The organism is Flavobacterium ginsengiterrae, assembly GCF_039539785.1.
Taxonomy (GTDB): domain Bacteria; phylum Bacteroidota; class Bacteroidia; order Flavobacteriales; family Flavobacteriaceae; genus Flavobacterium; species Flavobacterium ginsengiterrae.
The window spans coordinates 163,178-187,472 of sequence record NZ_BAABDU010000011.1; the positions used below are offsets into that span (position 1 = coordinate 163,178).

At 35.6% G+C, this 24,295-nt stretch carries 14 protein-coding genes; 12 read left to right on the forward strand and 2 right to left on the reverse strand.

The genetic code is table 11. The features are described 5' to 3' along the window. Window positions 1-482: 482 nt before the first annotated feature. The 5 genes from ABD859_RS23315 (at window position 483) to ABD859_RS23335 (ending at window position 7,957) form a co-directional block, all read left to right on the forward strand. Window positions 483-2,993, forward strand: a complete 2,511-nt coding sequence (locus ABD859_RS23315) for a right-handed parallel beta-helix repeat-containing protein (RefSeq protein WP_345147220.1) — start codon at window positions 483-485, stop codon at window positions 2,991-2,993. A gap of 119 nt (window positions 2,994-3,112) precedes the next feature. Then, on the forward strand, window positions 3,113-4,177 hold the full coding sequence (locus ABD859_RS23320) for a Gfo/Idh/MocA family protein (protein ID WP_345147221.1): 1,065 nt from the start codon (window positions 3,113-3,115) through the stop codon (window positions 4,175-4,177). Then, window positions 4,174-5,754 (forward strand): sodium:solute symporter, encoded by a 1,581-nt coding sequence (locus ABD859_RS23325; RefSeq protein WP_345147222.1) that lies wholly within the window; start codon window positions 4,174-4,176, stop codon window positions 5,752-5,754. The genes ABD859_RS23320 and ABD859_RS23325 overlap by 4 nt, the downstream gene beginning before the upstream one ends. Before the next feature lie 188 nt (window positions 5,755-5,942). Beyond that, on the forward strand, window positions 5,943-7,343 hold the full coding sequence (locus ABD859_RS23330; protein ID WP_345147223.1) for an AAA family ATPase: 1,401 nt from the start codon (window positions 5,943-5,945) through the stop codon (window positions 7,341-7,343). After that, window positions 7,340-7,957: an HNH endonuclease gene (locus tag ABD859_RS23335; protein WP_345147224.1), complete on the forward strand. Its 618-nt coding sequence runs from the start codon at window positions 7,340-7,342 to the stop codon at window positions 7,955-7,957. The genes ABD859_RS23330 and ABD859_RS23335 overlap by 4 nt, the downstream gene beginning before the upstream one ends. A 76-nt stretch (window positions 7,958-8,033) precedes the next feature. Here the strand turns inward: ABD859_RS23335 and ABD859_RS23340 are convergent, their stop codons facing one another. Beyond that, window positions 8,034-8,234: a helix-turn-helix transcriptional regulator gene (locus ABD859_RS23340; protein ID WP_345147226.1), complete on the reverse strand. Its 201-nt coding sequence runs from the start codon at window positions 8,232-8,234 to the stop codon at window positions 8,034-8,036. Between the two features lie 162 nt (window positions 8,235-8,396). On the opposite strand from ABD859_RS23340, the gene ABD859_RS23345 reads away from it, so the two are divergent. Then, window positions 8,397-8,618, forward strand: coding sequence for a SymE family type I addiction module toxin (locus ABD859_RS23345; protein WP_345147228.1), 222 nt, complete (start codon window positions 8,397-8,399; stop codon window positions 8,616-8,618). A gap of 323 nt (window positions 8,619-8,941) precedes the next feature. Here ABD859_RS23345 and ABD859_RS23350 read toward each other — a convergent pair whose 3' ends face one another. Then, window positions 8,942-10,150, reverse strand: coding sequence for an MFS transporter (locus tag ABD859_RS23350; RefSeq protein ID WP_345147230.1), 1,209 nt, complete (start codon window positions 10,148-10,150; stop codon window positions 8,942-8,944). Window positions 10,151-10,276: 126 nt separating this feature from the next. Between ABD859_RS23350 and ABD859_RS23355 the strand changes: the two genes are divergently transcribed. From ABD859_RS23355 to ABD859_RS23380, 6 genes are all read left to right on the forward strand, one after another. Further along, window positions 10,277-11,068 (forward strand): AraC family transcriptional regulator, encoded by a 792-nt coding sequence (locus ABD859_RS23355; protein ID WP_345147232.1) that lies wholly within the window; start codon window positions 10,277-10,279, stop codon window positions 11,066-11,068. A 423-nt stretch (window positions 11,069-11,491) separates the two neighbouring features. Beyond that, complete coding sequence (locus ABD859_RS23360; protein ID WP_345147234.1) at window positions 11,492-13,678, forward strand: alpha-L-rhamnosidase-related protein; 2,187 nt, start codon at window positions 11,492-11,494, stop codon at window positions 13,676-13,678. 117 nt (window positions 13,679-13,795) lie between these two features. Then, a complete protein-coding gene (locus ABD859_RS23365; protein ID WP_345147235.1) occupies window positions 13,796-15,469 on the forward strand; it encodes a glycoside hydrolase family protein in 1,674 nt (557 codons plus the stop codon). A 214-nt stretch (window positions 15,470-15,683) separates the two neighbouring features. After that, window positions 15,684-16,814 carry a glycoside hydrolase family protein gene (locus ABD859_RS23370; protein ID WP_345147236.1) on the forward strand — a complete coding sequence of 377 codons (1,131 nt, stop codon included), beginning with the start codon at window positions 15,684-15,686 and terminating at the stop codon, window positions 16,812-16,814. A 125-nt stretch (window positions 16,815-16,939) separates the two neighbouring features. Further along, the gene (locus ABD859_RS23375) at window positions 16,940-20,272 is read left to right on the forward strand and encodes a glycoside hydrolase family 2 TIM barrel-domain containing protein (protein WP_345147237.1); all 3,333 of its coding nucleotides are present in this window, start codon (window positions 16,940-16,942) and stop codon (window positions 20,270-20,272) included. Window positions 20,273-20,592: 320 nt separating this feature from the next. After that, entirely contained in the window at window positions 20,593-23,985 is a 3,393-nt protein-coding gene (locus tag ABD859_RS23380) for a glycosyl hydrolase (protein ID WP_345147238.1), read from the forward strand. The last annotated feature ends 310 nt before the right edge of the window (window positions 23,986-24,295 follow it).

Sequence of the window (24,295 nt, forward strand, 5' to 3'; positions counted from 1 at the left end):
TGTAAGTTTTTTTATTGATGCAGAAATTATCTTTCAGTATAAATAAAGAAAATTTAATGTAATCGATTACACAAATCTATTAAAAAAAGTTTACAAAAGAAATTTCATTCGATTAAAATTGTTTTTGCCACAGATTAAATGGATTAAAATGATTTTGGTTTTTGTATATAAAGTTGCCACGAATTACGCGAATTGCACTAATTTTTTCTCAGCATGTCTTTAAAATTAAATGATAATTTGAAAGAAAAAAATCTGTGAAAATCTTTTTAATCAGTGGCAAAATAAAACTAGTGCAATTTGTGAATTCGTGGCAAAAAAAAAACTCAAACAGGAGTGTACAGGATGCATATAACTTTATGTTCAAGTAAATTGGACGAATTATTTGGTAAAAGTGTTAAAAATACATTTATTTGTAAATTTTATATACTTAATTTTAATTGCCCAATAATTTTTTACCCAGAAAAAAATCAAAATATTAAATAATGCGTTTGAATACATTTACTAAAATCCTGAGCTTCTTTTTAATTCTCTGCGTTTCGTTTTCGATAAATGCGGCCGAAATTTGGGTTTCCCCGAAAGGAAATGACAAAAACTCAGGAACAAAAGAAAGTCCGCTGGCAACTGTTCATATGGCGATGCGAAAAGCCAGAGAACTCCGCCGATTAAAAGATCCATCGATAAAAGACGGAATCAGAATTGTAGTTATGGACGGAACGTATTATTTAAACGAACCTTTATTTGTAAGACCAGAAGATTCTGGAACTGCCGATAGTCCAACAACAATTGTGGCCGATGCAAACGCAAAACCAATTATTAGCGGTGGAATCGAAATCAAAAACTGGACAAAATCAACAACCGTTATCAACGGACTTAAAAAAGGCGCTGTGTGGGTGGCTGATGCTCCTAAAAAAGCAGGAACTTTAATTGATTACAGACAATTATGGGTGAATGGCAAAAAAGCTGTTAGAGCCAAAAATACAGCCGGAACTTCAATGGAACGTATTCTATCATGGAATCACGAAGAACAAACTTGCTGGATTCCGTTTAAAGATAAATCGGTGAAGTTTGAACCGGGAATGGAAATGTTTATTGTACAATGGTGGTCGAATGCCAACTTACGTATCAAAAATATCGAAGTACAAAAAGACAGTGCGAAACTTTCGTTTGAAGAACCAGAAAGCCGTATTCAGAGCGAGCATCCATGGCCTGCTCCGTGGATTTCTAAAAACAACGGAAACTCGGCTTATTTCTTAAACAATGCTTTTTCGCTTTTAAACGAACCTGGAGAATGGTTTTTAGACAAGAAAAATGCTAAAATCTATTACATTCCGAGAACGGGTGAAGAAATAAATTCAGTAAAAGTTACGGCTCCAGTTTTAGAAAGTCTGGTTGAAGTAAAAGGAACGATTGATTCGCCAGTTCATCATTTTAATTTCAAGGGAATTTCGTTTCAGTACAGCAACTGGCTTCGTCCTTCGCAACAAGGACACGTGCCTTTGCAGGCGGGATTGTATCTTTTAGATGCTTATAAATTGAAACAACCGGGAACGCCAAATCAGGCGAATTTGGAGAATCAGGCTTGGGTAGGAAGACCTCGTGCAGCAGTTGAAGTCAATTATTCGAATAACATTCAGTTTGAGTCATGCCGATTTGAACATTTGGCTTCGACTGGTTTGGATTTAAATAAAGGAACAAATCATAATACCGTAAAAGGAAATTTATTTAAAGACATTGGCGGAAGCGCTATCAATGTTGGTATTTTTTCTGAAGAACCTTTTGAAGCACATTTGCCTTTAATCATAAAAGATGAAAGAGAAATGTGTTCGGATGAAGTTATTGCTGATAATTTAATTACCAACGTAACCAATGAAGATTGGGGAACTTTGGGAATTGCAGCAGGTTTTGTGAGAAACCTTACGATTGAACACAATGAGATTTCGGACGTTTCGTATTCTGGAATTTCGATGGGATGGGGCTGGACGCACACGCCAAACGTAATGCAGAACAATAAAATTCTGGCGAATAAAATTCATCATTATGCGAAACATCTTCATGATGTAGCGGGAATTTACACGCTTTCGGCTCAGCCAAACAGCCGAATCGAAGAAAATTATATCGACAAAGTGTACAATAGTCCGTATGCACACGATCCGTTTTTATGGCTGTATTTATATACTGATGAAGGTTCGGAAGGTTTTACCATTAAAAACAACTGGATTGCCGAAAAGAAAATTCTTAAAAATCATAATGGTCCAAAAGGAAATATTTGGGAACACAATGATCCGTACGTGAGTACTCAGATTAAAAATGCTGCCGGAATCAGAGCGCCTTACAAAGATTTGGAAAAAGAAATCGTAATCGACGAAAAATGGGGATTGCAGGAAATGCCAAAACCGTATGCGATTGAATTGATTGGAAATGATTTTGACATCGAAAAAATCAAATCAACTTTGACAGGTTTCAGAATTGTAGGTCAGGAATTGTACCAATGGAAAAATCATTTGGTGATTTACGGAAAAATGAATCAGCCGGAAAGAACGAAGCGAAAACTGGCTTTAGCTTTTCCTTCATTAGAAATAAAAATTTATGAAGATCTGGTTTACGATTTCCAAAACTTCGAAAGATGTAAAGATTCGAAACCGGCATCTGATTGGGAAAATGTAGTTTTAACAGCCAATCTTCCTGCTGATGAAAAACTACAAAAAGAATATGTAGACTATCACAAAATGCAATTTGAAAAATGGCCGGAAGTTGCGAAAGGTTTTTGTAATGCCGATTTTCAGCAGTTGCAGGTTTTCAAAAAAGACCGACAATTAATCTTAGTGATCAGTATTCCAAAAGGAGAAAATCTAGATAAACTAAATCCGAAAACGACACAAAACAATCCGCGTGTAGACGACTGGAATGCCTTAATGAAAAAATACCAAACCGGAATCGAAGGCGCAAAACCAGACGAAACCTGGATTTTTCTTAATAAGATAGAAACGAAGTAATTTTTTGCCACAGATTAAAAAGATTAACACAGATAAAAAATCCTTTCTAATCCTTTTAATCTGTGGCTAAAAAAAAATCTAAAATCTAAAATCAACAATCTAAAATAACCAAAAAAACAATGTTAAAAATAGCCATTCTGGGACTTGGAGAAGGACGAAGCACAATGTCAGCCGCTATCGAAAGTTCAAAACTAGAACTTTTAAAAGTATGCGACCGAAACGAAGAATTGTGTAAACAGAGAGCAAAAGAATTCGATTTTCATTCGTACACCACCAATTACGATGATTTATTAAACGATGCATCGATTGATATTATCGCAATTTATACGCCCGATCATTTGCATGCACAGCACGTAAAACAAGCTTTATTGAGCGGAAAACATGTCGTTTGTACCAAACCCTTTATAGATGATCTTTCGGATGCCAAAGAACTGTTAGAACTAAGCAAATCGACAGGAAAGAAAGTTTTCATCGGACAAAGCTCCCGTTTCTTCGAGCCAGCCAAAAGACAAAGAGCCGATTACGAAGCGGGATTAATTGGAGATTTAATTACTATCGAAGCCCAATACCACGCCGATCACAGATGGTTTTTAAAGAAAGAGTGGTCTTTATTACAATCGTTTAAATGGTTGTACGGAGGTTTGAGCCATCCTGTAGATTTCATCAGATGGTATTTGCCGAACATTCAGGAAGTAATGGGTTATGGTATGATCAGCAGTAATGGACAATCGGCAGGATTGAAAAATGAAGATACCATGCACTTTATCTTCAAAGCAACCGACGGCAGAATTGCGCGTGTTAGTGGTGTGTATACATCGCCAACTCAGCCTGCACAACGCGACAGCGGAATGAGTACAATTTTAAGAGCGACAGAAGGTGCAAGTCAGGCCGATTATCACGAATTGCGTTATGCAGTTACGGATAAAACGGGAGAAGAAAAAGTCATTACATGGGGCGACAGCACTTTAAAATATTATTTCCGTTTTGAAGGGCAGAGCCACCACGGCGGAGAATATCAGAATTATTTAGAATATTTCGTAGACAGTATCGAGCAGGGTTTTACGGCTTATCCAGATATGGAAGAAGGAATTGGAACCGTGGCTTTACTGCAGGCAATGGACAAAACGCTACAAACTGGAATGCCGGTTAAAATTGCCGATATTCTTAACGAATACGGGCTATGAACAGCATCTACGATAAATTAACTACGCTCGATTTTATCATCGTAGCGGTTTATCTGGTGACTTTATTGGTTATTGGATACATAGTAAGCGTGAAGCAGAGTAAGAAAAACGAAACGCTTTTTCTGGCTGGAAACTCCTTAAACTGGTACAATATCGGGTTTAATATGTGGGGAACCAACGTTGGACCTTCGTCATTGCTGGCTTTTGCGAGTATTGGTTACGCAACCGGAATCGTGGCAGGAAATTTCGAATGGTATGCTTTTGTATTTTTATTGCTTTTGGCGATGGTTTTTGCACCGCGATATATTGCGAGTAAAGTCAGTACGATGCCGGAATATATGGGAAAACGCTACGGCGACAGCACGCAGAACATTCTGGCTTGGTACGCTTTGGTAAAAATTTTGGTAAGCTGGCTATCTTTAGGATTGTTCAGCGGAGGCGTTTTGGTGCGTCAGATTCTGGGAATTCCGATGTGGCAAAGCGTTACTGTTTTAGTGATTTTCTCTGGAATTTTCACTTTCGCAGGCGGATTAAAAGCGATTGCTAAAGTCAACGTTTTTCAAATGATTTTATTGATTGTCGTTTCGCTGACGCTTTCGTATTTAGGATTGCAAAAAGTGGGCGGAATCGATGTTTTATTATCTAAAACACCTTCTAACTTTTGGAATTTAGTCCGTCCTGCAGATGATGCAAGTTATCCGTGGCCAGCTATTTTGCTCGGATATCCTGTAGCAGCTGTTGCCTTTTTCTGTACCGATCAATCTATGGTGCAGAGTGTTTTGGGAGCTAAAAATTTAGAACAGGGACAATTAGGCGTAAACTTCATCGGTTGGCTGAAAGTAATGGCGCTTCCGTTGTTTATTCTACCTGGAATTTTGTGTTATGTTTTATACCCAGAATTAGGCAAAAACTCCGATTTGGCTTATATGACGATGGTTACGAATCTTTTCCCAAGCGGAATGAACGGTTTGGTAATCTGCGTTATGATTGCCGTTTTGGTGGGAACAATTGGTTCTTCGCTAAATGCATTGAGCGCCGTTTTTACGAATGATATTTATGTAAAGAAAATCAATCCAACGGCGACTATACAAGACCAGATTAAAATTGGACGAATTACTATTGCTGCTGGGTGTTTGTTTGCTATTTTAATGGCGGTTGCAATTGATAATATTAAAGGGCAGAATTTGTTCAATATTTTTCAAGCCGTTTTAGGCTTTTTAGCACCTTCGTTGTCTGTGGTATTTTTACTGAGTGTTTTCTGGAAACGCACGACGAAAAAAGCCGTAAACTTTACCTTATCTTGGGGTTCGGCGTTTAGTTTGTTTGTGGGTGTTTTATACCTGTGGATTTTCCCTGCCGATGAATACCCAGTTTGGCCTCACTTTTTATTGATTTCGTTTTACATTTTTGCTGTTTTAACCGTAACGGCAATCGCTATTTCGTTATTAGACAAAAATCCTGAAACTAATTTTTCTGATGAAGCTGATATTCCGAAAACAAGTAAAAAAGTGAAGTTGTTGTTCGGGTTATTGGGACTGACGATTTTGGTTTTGTATTTGGTTTTTAATGGGAATTAAAGAGATTCATTTTTTATATTATACAAACGCTTTCTATAAAGGGAAGCGTTTTTTATTTAACAATTATAAAATATAATTAATTTAAAGAAAATAAATCTTAGGTTTGTTTAAAAAGTATTGAAAATTAACTCAAATATTTTCAAAGTAAATTTTATTAGATTTTGGTTCACAATGTAAATAACGAATGAATGGATTTTAGAATTAATGAAATACAAATAGATGTTGATAATTATCAAACAGATAGAATTAAACTGGTAAATCACTCAAATGATAAGCGCCCTAATCATTTTAGTTTGATTATTGGAAATAATGGAACAGGAAAAAGTCGTTTACTTGGTAATATAGCAAGAGTGCTAAATAAGAGATTTCAAAAAAGTTCAAATGAGTTATTTGATTTTTCACTATTTGAGATTTCGAAAGAACCAAGTAAAATTATTGCTGTATCAAATAGTCTTTCAGATAAGTTTCCTATTGATCGATCTTTTCGTTCAAGACATGATGAGGACTTTAGTTATAATAAAGAAAGATATAATTATTTAGGTACACGTGGCGGAATGGGATCTTCTTCAAAGTATTTAATGCGTCGAGCTATTGATATATTACTTGAGAATTATTCTAATAAAAACGTGTCAAAATGTTACAGACATGTTTTTGATTATTTAGATTATTCTCCAGTAATAAAATTAGAATATAGAATAAGACATGCCGAAATTGTTCATAGCAATGAATTAATAACTCCGGAACATTTACGTGATTATTTGCATAGGAAATCTAGTTATTCTGTTTTTGATAGTAAGTATTACTCAAGAATTGAAAATCATTATAAAACTAAATTTCAAGATATTTGTGATTTTCTGAATAAGCTTAGACAAGAACAGATTAGAACTTACGAGTTGACTATTAATTTTTCGTCTAATAACATTGAGAGAATTGATAAAGATGATTCATCATATAAAGAAGATTTGAGATTATATGAAATTTTGAATGCTCTTAGAAAACTTAACATGATTACAGGTTTTGAAGTTAAGTTATTCAAAAAAGATAATCAAGGTTTTAGTTTCAGCGATGCGAGTTCAGGTGAATCAAATATTTTAACGACATTAATTGCTTTAGTTCCGCTAGTTGAAGATAGATGTTGTGTTTTAATTGATGAACCTGAGATTAGTTTACATCCAAGTTGGCAATATAGATATTTAGAATTGTTGAATAAGATTTTTGAAAACTTCGATGGTTGTCATATAATAATAGCATCACATTCGCATTTTATTGTATCAGACCTTCCCAAAGATAATTCATCAGTTGTTACATTGAAACGAAATGAAAAGCTGATTAAATCTAATCTTTTGTTAGATAGTACATTTGGGTGCTCTGCAGAAGATATATTGCTAAATGTATTTGAGATGCCTACAACTAGAAATTATTACATATCAAATTTAGTAACTGAAAGTTTAGAATTATTAGGCAAAAATCAGAAAACAAGTTCGCGATTTAAAGAATTAAAATTAAAATTACAGGATGTTTTTCCCAATATAAAAGATGAAGATCCATTAAAACTAGTAATCTCAACTATTTTAAAAGTTCATATATGAGTAATATAATAGTAAATCCCTATAATCTCACACTTGAAGAGCAAAAAATAATAGGCGAGAAGTTTAAAACACATACAGATTGGGATACAAGTGACAATTTCGATGAAATAAAGAAAAACATTCGAGACTTTTTAAGGATTGAGCAAGATAATAAATGTTGTTACTGCAAAAGAGAACTTGGATTTGACATAAAAGAAGTTGACATTGAACATATAATTGCAAAATCGTTACATTGGAAATTTACTTTCGAGCCTCTTAATTTAGCGCTTTCTTGCCCAGGTTGCAATACAAAAAAAGGCGACACAAATATTCTTGCAAAATCTATTGTTAGGTATCCGAAAAACTCTAAAAATGTTACGATAATTCATGCCCATTATGATAAATATGATGAAAATATTAATATTATAGATAATTGTATATTTGAGCCAATATCTAAAAAAGGTAGCCATACAATAACCGTTTGTGAGCTATTTAGAATAAAGATTGCTGAAAAAAAGGCAAAAGAAGTTATAGTCAATCGATCACCCGAAAGTAAGTTAATTGATTTAATTGTAAATGCTCCTGCCGATCAATTATCAATAGCATTTGCGGAACTTATGAAACGAATTAAATAATTATGTTGTTACAAATTTAAAATGCTAAAAATTATAGATTAAGTGAAACGCTTTCTTATTTAGGAAAGCGTTTTTTTTATAATTTATTCCCAGTAGAAACCAACAACTCCCGAATATCAACCTTCAAATATTTAGAGATTTCATAAAGTGTTTCAATAGAAGGTTGAATTTCATTTGTACACCAGCGAGAAACAGTGGTTTCTGTTTTTCCTAAATGACTTGCTAAATCTTTACCATTTCTATTATTTTCTGCCAAAACAGATTTTATTCTATTCAAATTTATTTTTGACACATTGTTAGTTTATGAATTCTCTTGCAAATATCGCAAAAATTTAAAGACTTGAAAATCAAAGTTTAATAAATAAAAATTTACATTTTATGTAAATTTATTTTCTTTTAATGTATATTTATGGTAATATTGTGTAAATTATTAATAAGTATGAAGCAAGAAAATATAACTCAACAATCAGCAAAAAGACGATTAAAAATTCAGCCAAAATATATGGCAAGATCGTATCATCGATATGTAATATTCCCCGAAATTCGTCTTTGCGGAAAATGGCTTCAGGAAATCGGTTTTAATTGCGGGAATTTCGTAACGGTTGAACATCAGCGAAATAAAATTATTATTACCACACAAAAAGAAATTCAAACCAAATAAAATCAGCTATTCAACATAGCCCGAGGTTTCAACCTTGGGAAACGTATCGTTGCGAATCTATTGCCTTAATATATTATGTTCCAATGGTTGAAACCATTGGCTATATTTCAAAAAAAATAATAGACAACACAGATATTTTCTCATGAATTGCCTCCAGTTAAAACTGGAGGAATATTGCAAGAATAGAAAAAGGCTTTAGCCAAACTATTTAGATTTGGCTAAAGCCTTAGCTTTGCGATTATTTTTTCATCCAGCTAAAGCTGGACGCAATTCAACTTTAAAAAAAAATCTTTGCGCCTTAGCGACTTTGCGAGATTAAAAATTTAAGCCTTTTTGCGACCTTCAATATTCGGCAAAAATCCAGTAATTATACCAATCAACGGCAGAAATGCACAGATTTTAAATACATACTCGATACTCGTTGCATCGGCGATTTTTCCCAGAACTGCAGAACCTAATCCGCCCATTCCGAAAGCAAATCCGAAGAAAAGACCGGCTACTAAACCAACTTTTCCTGGCATTAATTCGGTCGCATAAACCAGAATCGCAGAGAAAGCCGAAGAAAGAATCAATCCGATGATTACAGATAAAGTTCCAACCCAGAATAAAGAAACGTAAGGCAACATCAATGTAAACGGCGCAACTCCAAGAATTGAAACCCAGATCACGTATTTTCTTCCAAAACGATCACCAATTGGTCCTCCGATTAAAGTTCCTGCAGCAACTGCTCCAGAAAATAAGAATAAATATACTTGCGACTGCTGAATCGAGATATGGAATTTATCAATCAAAAAGAAAGTATAATAACTCGTAATGCTACTCATGTAGAAGTATTTAGAGAAAATTAAAACCAATAAAATGATTAGCGAAGCAATCACACGGTTTTTAGACAAATGATGTGTTTCAATTTTTAAAGCAGCTTTATTGGCATTTCTTTCAGAAAGATGTTCAGTGTACCAAATTGCAATTTTATACAAAGCAAATATTCCGACCAAAGCGATAATACAAAACCAAGCCACATACGATTGACCATGTGGAATAATGATAAAAGCAGCTAATAAAGGTCCGATAGCGCTTCCTGCATTTCCTCCTAATTGAAAAATAGACTGCGCCAATCCTCTTTTTCCACCCGACGCTAAATGCGCCACACGCGAAGATTCAGGATGAAAAATAGAAGATCCGATTCCGATTAAACTTACTGATAATAAAAGGAATACAAAACTTGAAGCGATAGATACGAGAAACAATCCGACCATTGTAAAACACATTCCGATAATCAGCGAATACGGTTTAGAATTTTTATCGGTATACATTCCCACAAACGGCTGAAGAATTGAAGCAACCATTTGATAAGTAAGCGTGATAATTCCGATTTGCGTAAAACTCAAACCAAAATTGTCTTTAATGAGCGGATAAATTGATGGAACTACAGCTTGTAAAAGATCGTTAATCAAATGCGAAAAGCTGATTATAAATAAGATTGAATACGTGGTTTTTTTAATGACTTCTGGTTGTACTTTAACGGTTTCCATGAGTTATTTTTAGGTTTTTAAATGGTTTCAAAATAACAGCTGTATTATTTTTTACAAAATTGAAACAAATAACAATGTCAAAATTGCTATATTTGGACAATGAATAGTCAATATCGGACATATAGAATGGCAACGGATTTTGGATATCAGGTTGATTCCTCAATCCCAGTTGTTGGTTATACCGAAATGGTAACCAACGAAATGTGTATCTCGCACTCGCATCCTCGCGGTCAGCTTATCTATGCGACACGTGGCGTTATGAATGTTGTGGTAGGAAATCATATCTGGGTCGTGAATCCGTTGCAGGGTTTGTGGCTTCCGGGCGGGGTAGAGCATCAGGTTACTTTTCAGAAAGACGTTAATTATTACAGTGTTTTCATCGATCCGTCGGTGATGAAAGGACTGCCAGAAATGAGTTTTTCGTTTGATATTCCGATGTTTTTAAAACAGTTGGTTTTCAAAATTATTTCCTTTGGAACAAGCGGAAATTTAACCGAATCGCAATTAAGAGTCATTGGCGTTTTCTTAGACGAATTGGCTTTGATTGAACCAAGTGCCACATTTTTACCCACAACCAACAACGAAAGACTCCAAAAAGTAGTCGAACTTTTAATGAACGATGTTGCCAGTAAACACACCATCGATCATTACGCCGAACTTTCTTTTATGAGCAGTCGAACTTTGTCCCGTTTGTTTATAAAAGAATTGGGAATGAATTTCAGCGACTGGCGCACGCGTTTGAAATTATTGGAAGCAATTAAAAGATTAGGAGAAAAACAATCCATAAAAGAAATCGCTTTAGATTTAGGCTACGAAACAGCAAGTGCTTTTATTTTTATGTTCAAAAAACATTTAGGAAAAACACCTTCTAATTATATTTTGGAAGATGAGAATGAGGCGGAAAGGTTGATTGCTTAGATTATAGTTTTTATATAAAATAACCACAGTCATTGTCATTTTGACGAAGGAGAAATCTTCGCAAGTAACTCCGCAACGAAAGTCCAATCTTTGGCGAGCTTCTCGCGGGGATTTCTCCTTCGTCGAAATGACAAAAATGTGCAAACTGACTTTAAATTTCAGGCTTATAGAAGTTTTTTAGATTTTTAGTTCTTGATTATAATCAAAATCCGTTTTTGATCCGCGTCTTCGCGATAGCGAATCCGTGTCATCCGCGTACCATAAAAATCGTAACATCATTTTTTTTAGTACTAAAAAAGTGATAACTGATAATTTTTCCCTTAAAAAATTATCAATGATTCGTATTTTTTGCGAAATAACAGGATAGTGCAGGTTGTGAAATGTAAAAATAACACTTATCTTTAGTCCCAAAATAAACTCACTATGCTAAACCGCCCTTCCATTTTTAAGATTTTGTTTCTTTTTACTGCTCTTTTTTTCTGTTCGTTAGTATCGGCGCAGGAGAAACCGAAAAAAGCAACATGGATTTGGTATCCAGGCGATTTTGAAGTTTGGTTAAGTAATAAAATGCAGGTAAGACGTACAGAACGCGAAGCCGTATTTCCTCCGCTTTGGCAATATTACAGTTCGTATCCTTTAGTAACTTTTCAAACAGAAGTAGATATTCCGAAACCAGATGAAGTAAAAATTTACTCAGAAGGACCTTTTCAATTACTTTTAGATGGCGTTCAAATTTACGGACAGCCAAAATCGTTGGCAATTCCAGCTGGAAAACATAAAATTTCTTTTAAAGTTTACAATCAGGAAGTATTGCCAGCAATTTATATTGAAGGTAATTACGTTAAATCAGACGCTTCTTGGAAAGTAACCAACGAAGATAAACTTTGGATTGACGAAGCCGGAAAAGCACAACAATCTGGTACGCCTTGGGTTCCTGTTGGTTCATGGAATTTTGATTCGCCGGAAACTAAACCTTCAGAATTTAAATTGACAACGAAACCTTTATTCGCTAAAAAATCAGAGAAAACTGGAGCAGGTGAATTGGTAGATTTCGGAAAAGAAACTTTTGGTTATGTTAAAATTCACGGTTTAAAAGGCAAAGGAAAAGTAGCACTTTATTACGGAGAATCTCGAGAAGAAGCTCAGGATACTGCGAAATGCGAAACCTTAGATCATTTATCTTTTGATGGAAAACAGCCAGAAACCTATACACACGATGGATCAAAAGCTTTCCGTTATGTTCAGGTAAAAGCAGATGCAGGAATAAAATACGATTCGATTTCGATGCTTTACGAATATCTGCCGTTAGATTATCGTGGTTCATTCAAATCTTCAGACCAATTATTGAATAAAATTTGGGATGTGTCGGCTTACACGATGCATTTAACTTCACGCGAATTTTTTATAGACGGAATTAAACGTGATCGTTGGGTTTGGTCTGGAGACGCTTATCAAAGCTATTTGATGAATTATTATTTATTCTTCGATTCGCCTTCGGTTGAAAGAACGTTGCTAGCGCTTCGCGGAAAAGATCCTGTAACGGCTCACATTAATATCATTATGGATTATTCGCTGTATTGGTTTGTGGGAGTTTACGATTATTATCTGCATACTGGCGATACGAAATTCATCAAAACTTTTTATCCAAGAATGAAATCGCTGATGGAATTCTGTTTAGAAAGAAGAAACAAAAACGGATTCTTAGAACCATTAGAAGGCGACTGGGTTTTTATTGACTGGGCAGACGGATTACCAAAAACTGGCGAAGTAAGTTTTGAACAAATGCTTTTGGCAAGAAGTTTAGAAGCGATGGCAGTTAGCGCTAAAATTGCAGGTCAAAACGAAGATCAAAAACAGTATGAAAAATTAGCTTCTGACTTAAAAACTTCATTATTCGATGTGTTTTGGGATAAAAAAGAAAACGTCATGAAGCACCAGCGTATCAACGGGAAAATGCAGAATATTGTAACCAGATACGCTAATATGTTCGGTATTTTCTTCAATTATTTTAATGAAGAACAAAAACAAAGTGTAAAAAATAAGGTCTTGTTGAATAAAGATGTTCTTCAAATTACAACGCCATACATGCGTTTTTATGAGTTGGAAGCTTTGTGCGCAATGGACGAACAAAAGTTTGTTTTAGATGAAATCCGTGATTATTGGGGCGGAATGTTAAATCAGGATGCTACATCATTTTGGGAAAAATACGATCCAAAACAAAGTGGAAAGGAACATTTAGAAATGTATGGTCGACCTTACGGGAAAAGTCTTTGTCACGCATGGGGAGCAAGTCCGATTTATTTATTAGGGAAATATTATTTAGGCGTAAAACCAACCGCTCCGGGTTATTCAGAATATGAAATCAAACCCAATCTAGGTGGCTTAAAATGGATGGAAGGAAAAGTGCCAACACCAAATGGAGAAGTTGCCGTGTATTGCAGTACCAAAGAAATTAAAGTAAAAGCAGGAGAAGGAGAAGGGAAATTAATTTTTAAAAGTGTCAGCAAACCCAAAACAAACTCAGGAACAATTACAGAATTAGCAAAGAATAAATATCAGTTGATTGTAAAACCGAATGTGGAGTATAAGGTGAGTTATAAGGCTATTTAAGTTCTTAGTTTTTTAGTAATTAGTCTTTAGCGCTTAGTCCTTAGTTTTTAACGTCCAGTTTTTCATTTCTCCTTTCAGTAGAAATGACAAAAAAATGCTCAAAAAAATATAAAACCAATGTTTTCAAAAAATAACCAATACAATTTCAAATTAAAAACCGCTTTTCTAGCGCTGTTTCTTCTATGCCTACAAACAAACGCACAAACAGCATGGAAACCAGCTTCATTCGAAATTGTAAAATCCAATTACAAGACTTTCAAAACTACACAATACGCACATGTATTTTCAGGAAGCAAACACAACATTGTTCGTGTCGCTCCCGAATTGCAAGGTTTAACTGGAATTGCACTTCCTTTAGATAAATATAAAAATGGAACAAATGCTCCATTACAATTAAAGTTTAAAGAAGCTGTAACGGTTTTAGTTGGTGTTTTTCAGGATAAAAATTCGGAATATCTTCAATCTGAAAATATTAAAAATAGCAAGTTAATTTTAGAGAATGGAGTAACTATTACTGGTTTACCTCCCGTAAATATTTATGCCGTTTCTTACTCAAAAGGAACTCAAAACATCAATTTCGGAAAAGGTTTGTTTGCGATTTTAGGAGTTGTTAAAGCTTCTGAGAAACTAGAAAAAAGAGACGCCAAATTTCCAGATGGAAAACTTTGGAACCCGACTTTTATTGTGGAAGGATTTTCAGATGAAAAACGTCTTTTTGAAGTTATTGGAGGAGAAAATAAACCTGTTATCGACGAAGGGATGTCTGGAACGGAAGGAATTCAGGGAGGTTTTGAAGGCGGACGCGTGGTAAAAGTCGGCGATACCTATCATATGTTTCCAACGGAAAGAGCGGGAGAAAAAGGTGTTGATTATTATTACGACCGTGTAAAAACCAAAATCGGACATTGGACAAGTAAAGATGCAATTCACTGGAAAAGAGAATCGACAATATACCAAGCAAGCGGAGTTTACGCCGTAACCGAAGACGATAACCCTATGAATGATCGTCGTGCTGCAATCTGGTCGTATATGCCTGTTTTTAATGAAAAAGCAAACAAATGGTACGGCTATTATTTGGCGTATACCGTAAGTAAAGAAATAGAACCAAATCATTCTTTCGGAAGAATCTGGCGTTGTGAATCGACTGTAGAAGGGATCAACGGAATCGGCGGGCCTTATAAAGATATGGGAATTATTATGGAACCGGGATTGGATTCTCAACCTTGGGAAGGACGTCAGGGAGTTGCTTCCTTTTTTCCGTATCAAGTAGGCGACAAATTCTTCGGATTTTACAGCGGTGCGTATCCGTTTAATTCGTGGGCAGATTATCCGAAGAAATCAGGAAAAGGCTGGTTTGTGGCTTTAGCCGAATCTAAAAGTTTAGAAGGGCCTTGGTTGAGGATGAACAAAGGCTTGGAACCAATTAAAACCATGCATCCGCTTTTTGTTGAAAATCCAATTGTTAGTCAATTACCAAACGGAATGTACATTGCGATTTTCGACGGAGGTCCAGACGGCTGGGGACATCATTTACCAAACATGATAGCCTATTCATTATCAGCAGACGGTGTAAACTGGGCAGAAGCGCATTATCTTCCAATAGAAACTAAAGTGAATAAATGGTGGGATATTATGAGAACGCCTTTGTGTTTAATCCCCGAAGGAAATGATGTTTACACGATAGTGTATAATGCCATCGATCTAAAAAGAAGATTTCACCCAACAGGAATGGTAAAAGTAAAATTGAACAAGGATGTAATGGAGGATAGATTAGCTGAGTTGAAAAAATAGAACGCGGATGACGCGGATTTACTTCGTAAAAACGCTGATCTACGCTGATTTTTATTAGTTATAATAAAATAAAGTTTCCCGCAGATTTAGCAGATCAAGCAGATAAAAATATCAGCGAAATCTGCCAAATCTGCGAGAGAAAAAAAATCCGTAATAATCCGTGTCTTTACGAAGTAAATCCGCGTCATCCGCGTAAAAAATATACACAAAGAATATGAAAATTAAGTATTTAATTATTGCTGTAACTGCATTGTTATTAACAAGTTGTGCCACCAAATACAAGAAAAGAGAAATTACCAACAGCGTAATGCAGGAAATTTATGAGGAAATAAAAACACCTTATAAATACGGATTGGTGATGGTGCCAACAGACAACTCTTATAAAATGGATTGCCCAAGTGTATTCAGAAAAGACGGAAAATGGTACATGACGTATTTGATTTACGACGGAAGAGGTTACGAAACCTGGCTGGCGGAAAGTGATAATCTTTTAGATTGGAAACATCTAGGAAAAGTAATGTCCTTTTCAGAAAATGAAAAACACTGGGATGTCAATCAAAAAGCAGGATATATTTCGTTGCAAGATATGACTTGGGGCGGAAGTTACGAATGGGAAAAATACGAAGATAAATACTGGATGAGTTATTTTGGCGGAGATAGTAAAGGTTATGAAGCAGGCGTTTTGTCAATCGGAATGGCGTATACGAAAGAAGCACCGACAAAACCACATGAATTTCAAAGATTAGAAAATCCTGTTTTGACGCCAAAAGATAAAGATGCCAAATGGTGGGATAACAGCACGATGTACAAAAACAGTGTGATTCGTGATAAAGATAAAGTGACAGGACACGATTTCATCATGTATTACAATGCCCGTGGTGACAGTATTAACCCTGCAAAAGGAGCTGAGCGTATTGCAATGGCAGTATCAAACGATATGAAAAATTGGAAACGGTATGGTGATAAACCTTTAATCAATCATCATAAAGGAATTTCGGGAGATGCTTATATTCAGCGTATCAATGATACTTGGGTGATGTTTTATTTTGGCGCTTTCTGGACGGGATGGAATCAAGGTGCATTTAACCGTTTTGCTGTTTCAAATGATTTAGTAAACTGGACGGATTGGAAAGGAGACGATTTAGTTAAATCATCTGAACCTTATGATGATTTGTTTGCGCACAAATCTTTTGTAGTAAAACACGATGGCGTTGTTTATCATTTTTACTGCGCGGTTAACAAAGCAGAACAAAGAGGAATTGCGATTGCAACTTCTAAAGATTTAGGAAAAAGTAAATTGAATTTTGTGGCTCCGCCTGAGAAAAAGGAGAAGAAAAAGAATTAAGAAAATAGAGCAAAGAATATAGAATAAAGATCATAAAGATTGTCGACCATTGTTTGTGTCCCGAAGCTTCGGGATAGTGCGATTTCTCCTTTCAGTCGAAATGACAAAAAACTAAAAATAAAATAATGTTTCAACCAACTCAAAATAATCACTTTTCAAAGTTTCGATTTTCGATACCAAAATCAGTATTCACATTTTACATTTTACTTCTAACATTTTATGCAAACGGACAATCCGTAACAGGAGAGCCAGCAGGAGTTCCAGAATTGCATAAAAAATATCAATATGCACCTTGGGAAGATCCAACGATTACAAGCATCAACAGACAGCCTTCAAGAGCAACTGCGTATTCATACACAAGTGTTGAAGACGCTTTAAAAGGCGACAGAACCAAAAGCAGAATGCAGATGCTGACAGGAGATTGGGATTTTAAATATGCCATTAATTTGAAAGAAGCTTCAAAAGATTTTTATCAAAACAAGGTTTCAGGTTGGGATAAAATCGAAGTGCCTTCCAATTGGGAAATGAAAGGATATGATAATCCAATTTACAAAAGTGCCGTTTATCCGTTTCGACCAATAAATCCTCCTTATATTCCGAAAGATTATAATGGAGTTGGTTCTTATCAAAGAAGTTTTACCGTTCCAGAAAACTGGAAAGATATGACCGTGACTTTACATTTCGGAGCCGTAAGTTCAGGTTTTGAAGTTTGGTTAAACGGAGAATTTTTAGGATATGGAGAAGACAGTTTTCTACCTTCAGAATTCGATATTACGCCTTATTTGAAAACAGGAGAAAATGTAGTTTCTGTTCGCGTAATTCGTTGGACAGATGGTTCTTATTTAGAAGATCAGGACCATTGGAGAATGAGCGGAATCCAGCGTGAAGTTTTCATTATGGCTGAACCAAAATTACGTATTCAGGATTTCTTTGTTCAGACGAAATTAGACAAAGAATACAAAGACGCGATTTTCAAACTACGACCAAAAGTAGAAAATTTGACTGGAGAAAGAGTCCAAGTTAAAGATTATACGATGAACGTTCAGTTGTACGATGCCAATAATACGGCAATGTTCAAAGAACCACTACAAAGACCTGTACTTGATTTAATCAACGAAAGTTATCCTCGTCTGGACAATGTTCGTTTTGGATTCTTCCAAGAAAACATTAAAAATCCAAAGAAATGGAGTTCAGAAGAACCGAATTTATATACGATGGTCATTTCCATAAAGGATAAAAATGGAAACGTTACAGAAGCCAAAAGTTGTAAAGTTGGTTTCCGTTCGATTGAATTTTCGAAAGAGAATGGTAAAATGCTCATCAACGGAAAAGAAACTTATGTTTATGGTGTAAACCGTCACGATCATCATCCGACAAGAGGAAAAGCGGTTACGAGAGAAGATATCAAACAAGATATTACTACGATTAAAAAGTTTAATTTCAATTTTATACGTACAAGCCATTATCCAAACGATCCTTATTTCTACGAATTATGTGATCAATACGGAATCATGGTAATGGATGAAGCAAACCAAGAAACACATGGAATTGGTGGTAAATTAAGCAACGATCCGCTTTGGACAAACGCTTATATGGAAAGAATGATTCGAATGGTGGAAAGAGATAAAAACCATCCATCAGTCGTAATGTGGAGTTTAGGAAACGAAGGCGGAAAAGGACCAAATCACTCTGCCATGTCGGGCTGGGTTCACGATTTTGACATCACGCGTCCGGTACATTATGAACCAGCGCAGGGAAATGCAAAATTAGACGGCTATATCGATCCGCTTGATCCGAGATATCCAAAAACAATTGATCATGCTTACCGATTTGAAAATCCGCAAGATGATTCGTATGTCGACATGGTCAGCCGTTTTTATCCAGGCGTTTTCACACCGAAATTTTTAGTAGATCAAAAGAAAGATACACGTCCGATTATTTTTGTGGAATATTCACATGCCATGGGGAATTCAGTTGGAAATTTAAAAGAATTATGGGATGAATTCCGCTCGCTTCCTAGAGTGATCGGAGGCTGTATTTGGGAATTTAAAGATCAGGGAATTGTAAAATTCGACTCAAGATCAGGACAAAATTATTTTGCGCATGGAGGAGATTTTGGCGAAAAATACCATGACGGAAATTTCAATACAAAAGGAATTGTAGATTCTTACGGAAAACCAAAAGGTTCTCTTTTTGAAAATAAATGGGTGTATCAGCCAGCGGTTTCGACTTTAAACGGAAATCAGTTAGAAATTAAAAATCGTCAGGCGGTTAAATCTTTAGAAAGTTATATTCCGGTTTTAAAAATTTTAGAAAACGGAAACGTAATCAAAACTCATATTTTAAAACCATTAAAAGTTGAGGCTGGACAATCTACAACTTTGGATATCAGTCAATATCTTCCAAAAATGAAAAATGATGCAGAATATCTTTTGAATATTGAATTTCAGCTTTCAGCAGATGAACTTTGGGCTTCAAAAGGTTATGCTGTCGCGGAAGATCAGTTTGTGTTGAAAAAGAAAGAAATTTTGGTTTTAAATACCAAAAAAGGATCGTTGAATGTTTCTGAATCAGATTCAGATTATACTATTAAAGGAAAAAGTTTCGATATAAAAATCAACAAAACAAATGGAGCTTTGAGTTCATACATTTTCAACGGAGAAGAACAGGTTTTTGCACCGTTACTTCCTAACTTCGTAAGACCGCTTACGGACAACGATAAACGCGGATGGAAATCGCAAAAGTTGTTGAAACAATGGTACAAAGCAAAACCAAAATTGGTGAATGTGAAAATCGACAAATCGGCTTCTGAAATTAAAGTTATAAGCGATTACGAAATTATAAAAGACAGTGCGAACGTAAATGTAGTGTACAATATCAGTCCAGATGGGGTTATAAAAGTAGATTACAGTTTAAAAGCTTCAGATAAACTGCCAAACATTCCAAAAATCGGAATGCAAATGGGAGTTCAAAGAAAATTCGATCAGATTTCGTGGTACGGAAAAGGAGAATTAGAAAATTACAGCGACAGAAATTTCGGTTCGTTTGCAGGGAAATATTCGCTTCCAATTAATGATTTTATCGAGCATTATCCAAAACCACAGGAAAACGGAAATAGATGTGATGTAAGATGGATGGCATTAACAACTCCGCAGAAAAATCAAGGTTTTATAGTCGTAAATGACAATAAACTTTTGAGCATGAGTGCATGGCCTTATACGCAGGAAAATTTAAGTGCATCAGGTCATACTTATGATTTAAAAGATCCTGGATTTTTGACACTAAATATTGATTTAATTCAAATGGGTGTAGGAGGAAATGACAGTTGGACGATTGTAGCGCAACCAATTGAACAATATCAGATTAAATCAGGAAATTATCAGTATAGCTTTTATTTAATGCCTTTCAGTGGTTCAAAAAATCAGTTGGAAAGTAGTTTGAAAAAGTTTAAGTATTAAATTAATTAATAATTAAAAATTGAGAATTAAAAAATAAAGATACAGTTTGTCATTTCGAGGAACGAGAAATCACGCGCGCGATTCGCCACAGATTGAAGACAAGCTTTGAGGAGCTTCTAGTGTGATTTCTCGTTCCTCGAAATGACAAAAATGCGTGCATCGATATTAAACCCGGCAGGTTTTTAAAACCTGTCGGGTTTAATAGGAGAAAAAAATCTCTTATATCTGCCAAATCTGCGAGAGTAAATTTTTCCCGCAGATTTGGCAGATCAAGCAGATTATCAGAATTATAAAAGATCAAAATTGAATTAAAAATAAAAATGTTCAACAAAAAACACCTCTTTTTTATCCTTCTTTTCGCAAGTTTCGTCTCTGCGCAGGAAGTTCATAAAAAAGAAACCAATTTTCAGCCCACATTAGAATCCTCCAAAACCTGGGTGTATTGGTATTGGATGAAATCGGCCTATTCTAAAGCTGGGATCACAGCCGACTTAGAAGCCATGAAACAAAACGGAATTGCAGGTGCTTATTTAATGACAATTAAAGGCCCGGCAAATCCGCCGTTGATTGACCCGCCGATTTTACAACTGAGTCCAGAGTTTTGGGATATGATTCATTGGGCGTTTAAAGAAGCCGATCGTTTGGGGTTAAAACTCGCTTTTCATGGCGCAGACGGATTTGCGGTTGCTGGCGGTCCGTGGATTACACCAGAAATGTCGATGCAGAAAGTAGTTTGGTCAACCAATGAAATTTTAGGAGGGAAGAAAATCACTTCAAAACTGCCAGTTCCAGAGCATTACAAAGACTATTATAAAGACATTGCGGTTTTTGCAGTTCCAATTAAGGAATATCAAATCACTTCGCAGATTCAATTGCCAAAAGTAACGACATCAAATTATACAGATGCCTCGTTTTTGGCAGATCCTAAAAAAGACGAAAATTTCAAATTTGCCGATGCTGGCTGGATTCAGTACGAATTTGAAAAACCTTTTACCTGCAAATCAATTGTAATTGAAACTAAAGGAAGAGATTATCAGGCTCAGCGCCTGATTGTGCTAGTGAGCGATGATGGAATAAATTTTAGATTCCACGAAAGACTAATTGCGCCACGTCACGGCTGGCAGGACATGGATTTCCCAAATACACACACAATTACACCAGTAACAGCAAAATATTTCCGATTTGTGTATGATCCAAAAGGAACAGAACCAGGAGCAGAAGATTTAGATTTTGCGAAATGGAAACAGAATTTGAAAGTGAGTAAAATTACACTCTCGAATCAGTCTTTAATTAATAACTACGAAGGAAAATCAGGTGCAATCTGGCGTTTGACTCCACAGACTTCAGAGAAAGAAATTCCGAATATAGAAACATTTAAAAAATCGGAAATTATTAATATTTCGGGTTTTGTTGATGGGGATGGAAATCTAAACTGGAAAGCTCCAAAAGCGAAATGGAAAATTATCCGAATGGGACATACTTCTACAGGACACGAAAATGCGACGGGTGGAGCAGGAAAAGGTTTGGAAGTAGACAAATTTAATCCCGAATTAATTCGTTTTCAATTGGATCATTGGTTTGGAGAAGCGGTTCGTTCTGCTGGGCCGGAACTGGCTTCAAAAGTCTTGGAAATCCTGCATTTTGACAGTTGGGAATGCGGAAGCCAAAATTGGTCTTCGGTTTTTAGAGATGAATTTAAAAAGAGACGCGGTTATGATTTGGTAGAATATCTGCCAGTTATGGCGGGAATTCCGATAGAAAGTGCCGATTTCTCAGAGAAAGTTTTATACGATGTTAGAAAAACTATTGCCGATTTAGTTGCTGATAATTTTTATGGAACAGTTGCTCAAATTGCAAAAGAATATAACGTTAAGTTAAGTTCTGAAAATGTCGCGCCAACCATGATGAGCGATGCATTATTACATTATAAATATGTCGATTATCCGGGTGGTGAATTTTGGCTGAAAAGCCCAACGCACGACAAACCTTTTGATATGGTTGATGCCATTTCGGGCGGACATATTTATGGAAAAGATATTATTCAAGCAGAATCTTTTACGGCTTTACGAATGGATTGGGATGAACATCCCGGAAATCTAAAAACCACGGCAGACCGTAATTATGCTTTGGGAATCAACCGTTTATTTTTCCATGTTTTTGTTCATAATCCGTGGACGGATAGAAAACCAGGAATGACATTAGACGATATCGGAACTTTTTTCCAAAGAGACCAGACCTGGTGGAAACCCGGAAAAGCATGGTTTGATTATTGTCAAAGAGTTCAGTTTCAATTGCAAAAAGGAAAACCTGTAATCGATTTGGCGGTTTTTATTGGCGAAGATTTTCCGTCGCGTTCTTTTGTGCCGGATCGTTTGGTGCCTTTTATTCCGAATGTTTTTGGAAAAGAAAGACTCGAAAGCGAGAAAATCCGTTTAGAAAATGGAGGTCAGCCAACGGCGAAAATGCCAAAAGAAGTGACGTATTCTAAAAATATTACTGATTTATCACAATGGATTAATCCGTTAAACGGTTATCAATACGATTCTTTCAATTCTGATGTTTTAATCAATAAAGCTAAAGTTATAAACGGAAAAGTAACTTTCGAAAATGGAATAGAATACGGCGCTTTATTGTTTCCGGGAAGTCATAAAATGGCGCCGAACAAAATTTTGTCTTTGGCTTCCGCCGAAAAAATCCTGCAATTGCTAAAAGACGGCGCAACGATTTTTGTTGAGGATAAACCAACAATTCAGCCAGGTATTCAATCGGAAGAAAATCAAAAGAAATGGCAGAATGTAATTGATGAAATCTGGAATAATACCAACTCGTCTTCATGGAAAATCGGAAAAGGAAAGGTTGTTAAATTACCGTATTTAGGAGATGATTTTGCTTCGATCGGAATTACACAAGATGTTTATTTTCCAAATCTAAACAGAGCTGATTCTGAAACAATTGCTTGGGCTCATAGAAAAGCAGAAAATGAAGAAGTTTATTTTCTTTCGAATCAAAAAGAGCAAAAAAGAACTTTTGATGCTTCTTTCAGAATAGCTGGAAAAGTTCCTCAATGGTATAATCCAGTTACCGATAAAACTTCGGCTTTAGCCAATTGGAAAATAGAAAACGGCAGAACAATTGTTTCAGTAACTTTAGAAGCTAACGAATCTGGTTTTGTGCTTTTTAAAGAAGAAGCGAAAGAAGTTTTAGTTAATAAAAAAGAGTCTGAATTTGAAAAAGTTCAGGTTTTAGATGAAAACTGGGAAATGCAGTTTGATACTGAATTTAAAGGTCCAAAAGAAGTTGTAAAAACCAACAAGCTTTTTGATTGGAGTACTTCAGAAAATGATCAGATCAAGTATTATTCTGGAACTGTCGTGTACAAAAAAGAATTTGTTTGGAAAGGAAAAGACACCAACAAAATCTGGTTAGATTTAGGTGAAATTGCGAATATCGCTGAAGTTTCCATCAACGGAAAAGATTGCGGAACGCTTTGGACTTTCCCATTTAAAACAGATATTTCAAAAGCATTACAAAAAGGAAAAAATACAATTGTAATAAAAGTAACGAATACATGGGCAAATCGTTTAATGGGCGATCAAAAACTCCCAAAAGAAGAGAGATTAACGTGGACAACGGCGCCATTTAGATTGGAAGGAAATCCGTTGTTGAAAGCGGGATTGTTGGGGCCGGTTACGATTTTAAAAGAGAAATTATAGATATGTCGCTCCTCTGGAGCTTTTGTATGATGGTGATTTTTGTTCTATAAATATTTCGTCCCTCTGGGACTTGTTAAAAAAGCTCTGGAAGAGCGAAATATTTATAGAGAATAATAGTATAAGATTAGTTAAGCTCCAGCGGAGCGACACATTTTAATTAGAATAAAAAATAAGATCAATTGCCTCCAGCTTTAGCTGGAGGTTTAGGAATAACACAAGAATTGGGCTTTAGCCAAATGCGAAGTTTGGCTAAAGCCTAATAGAGAAAGAAACATTTAACCTCCAGCTAAAGCTGGAGGCAATTAAAAAA

Excerpts from the sequence above, each read along its gene's own strand:
- ABD859_RS23355 (WP_345147232.1), top strand. The coding sequence starts at position 10,277 with ATGGCAACGGATTTTGGATATCAGGTTGATTCCTCAATCCCAGTTGTT.
- ABD859_RS23330 (WP_345147223.1), top strand. The coding sequence starts at position 5,943 with ATGGATTTTAGAATTAATGAAATACAAATAGATGTTGATAATTATCAA.
- ABD859_RS23325 (WP_345147222.1), top strand. The coding sequence starts at position 4,174 with ATGAACAGCATCTACGATAAATTAACTACGCTCGATTTTATCATCGTA.
- ABD859_RS23365 (WP_345147235.1), top strand. The coding sequence starts at position 13,796 with ATGTTTTCAAAAAATAACCAATACAATTTCAAATTAAAAACCGCTTTT.
- ABD859_RS23360 (WP_345147234.1), top strand. The coding sequence starts at position 11,492 with ATGCTAAACCGCCCTTCCATTTTTAAGATTTTGTTTCTTTTTACTGCT.
- ABD859_RS23380 (WP_345147238.1), top strand. The coding sequence starts at position 20,593 with ATGTTCAACAAAAAACACCTCTTTTTTATCCTTCTTTTCGCAAGTTTC.
- ABD859_RS23350 (WP_345147230.1), bottom strand. The coding sequence starts at position 10,150 with ATGGAAACCGTTAAAGTACAACCAGAAGTCATTAAAAAAACCACGTAT.
- ABD859_RS23370 (WP_345147236.1), top strand. The coding sequence starts at position 15,684 with ATGAAAATTAAGTATTTAATTATTGCTGTAACTGCATTGTTATTAACA.
- ABD859_RS23315 (WP_345147220.1), top strand. The coding sequence starts at position 483 with ATGCGTTTGAATACATTTACTAAAATCCTGAGCTTCTTTTTAATTCTC.
- ABD859_RS23335 (WP_345147224.1), top strand. The coding sequence starts at position 7,340 with ATGAGTAATATAATAGTAAATCCCTATAATCTCACACTTGAAGAGCAA.
- ABD859_RS23345 (WP_345147228.1), top strand. The coding sequence starts at position 8,397 with ATGAAGCAAGAAAATATAACTCAACAATCAGCAAAAAGACGATTAAAA.
- ABD859_RS23320 (WP_345147221.1), top strand. The coding sequence starts at position 3,113 with ATGTTAAAAATAGCCATTCTGGGACTTGGAGAAGGACGAAGCACAATG.
- ABD859_RS23375 (WP_345147237.1), top strand. The coding sequence starts at position 16,940 with ATGTTTCAACCAACTCAAAATAATCACTTTTCAAAGTTTCGATTTTCG.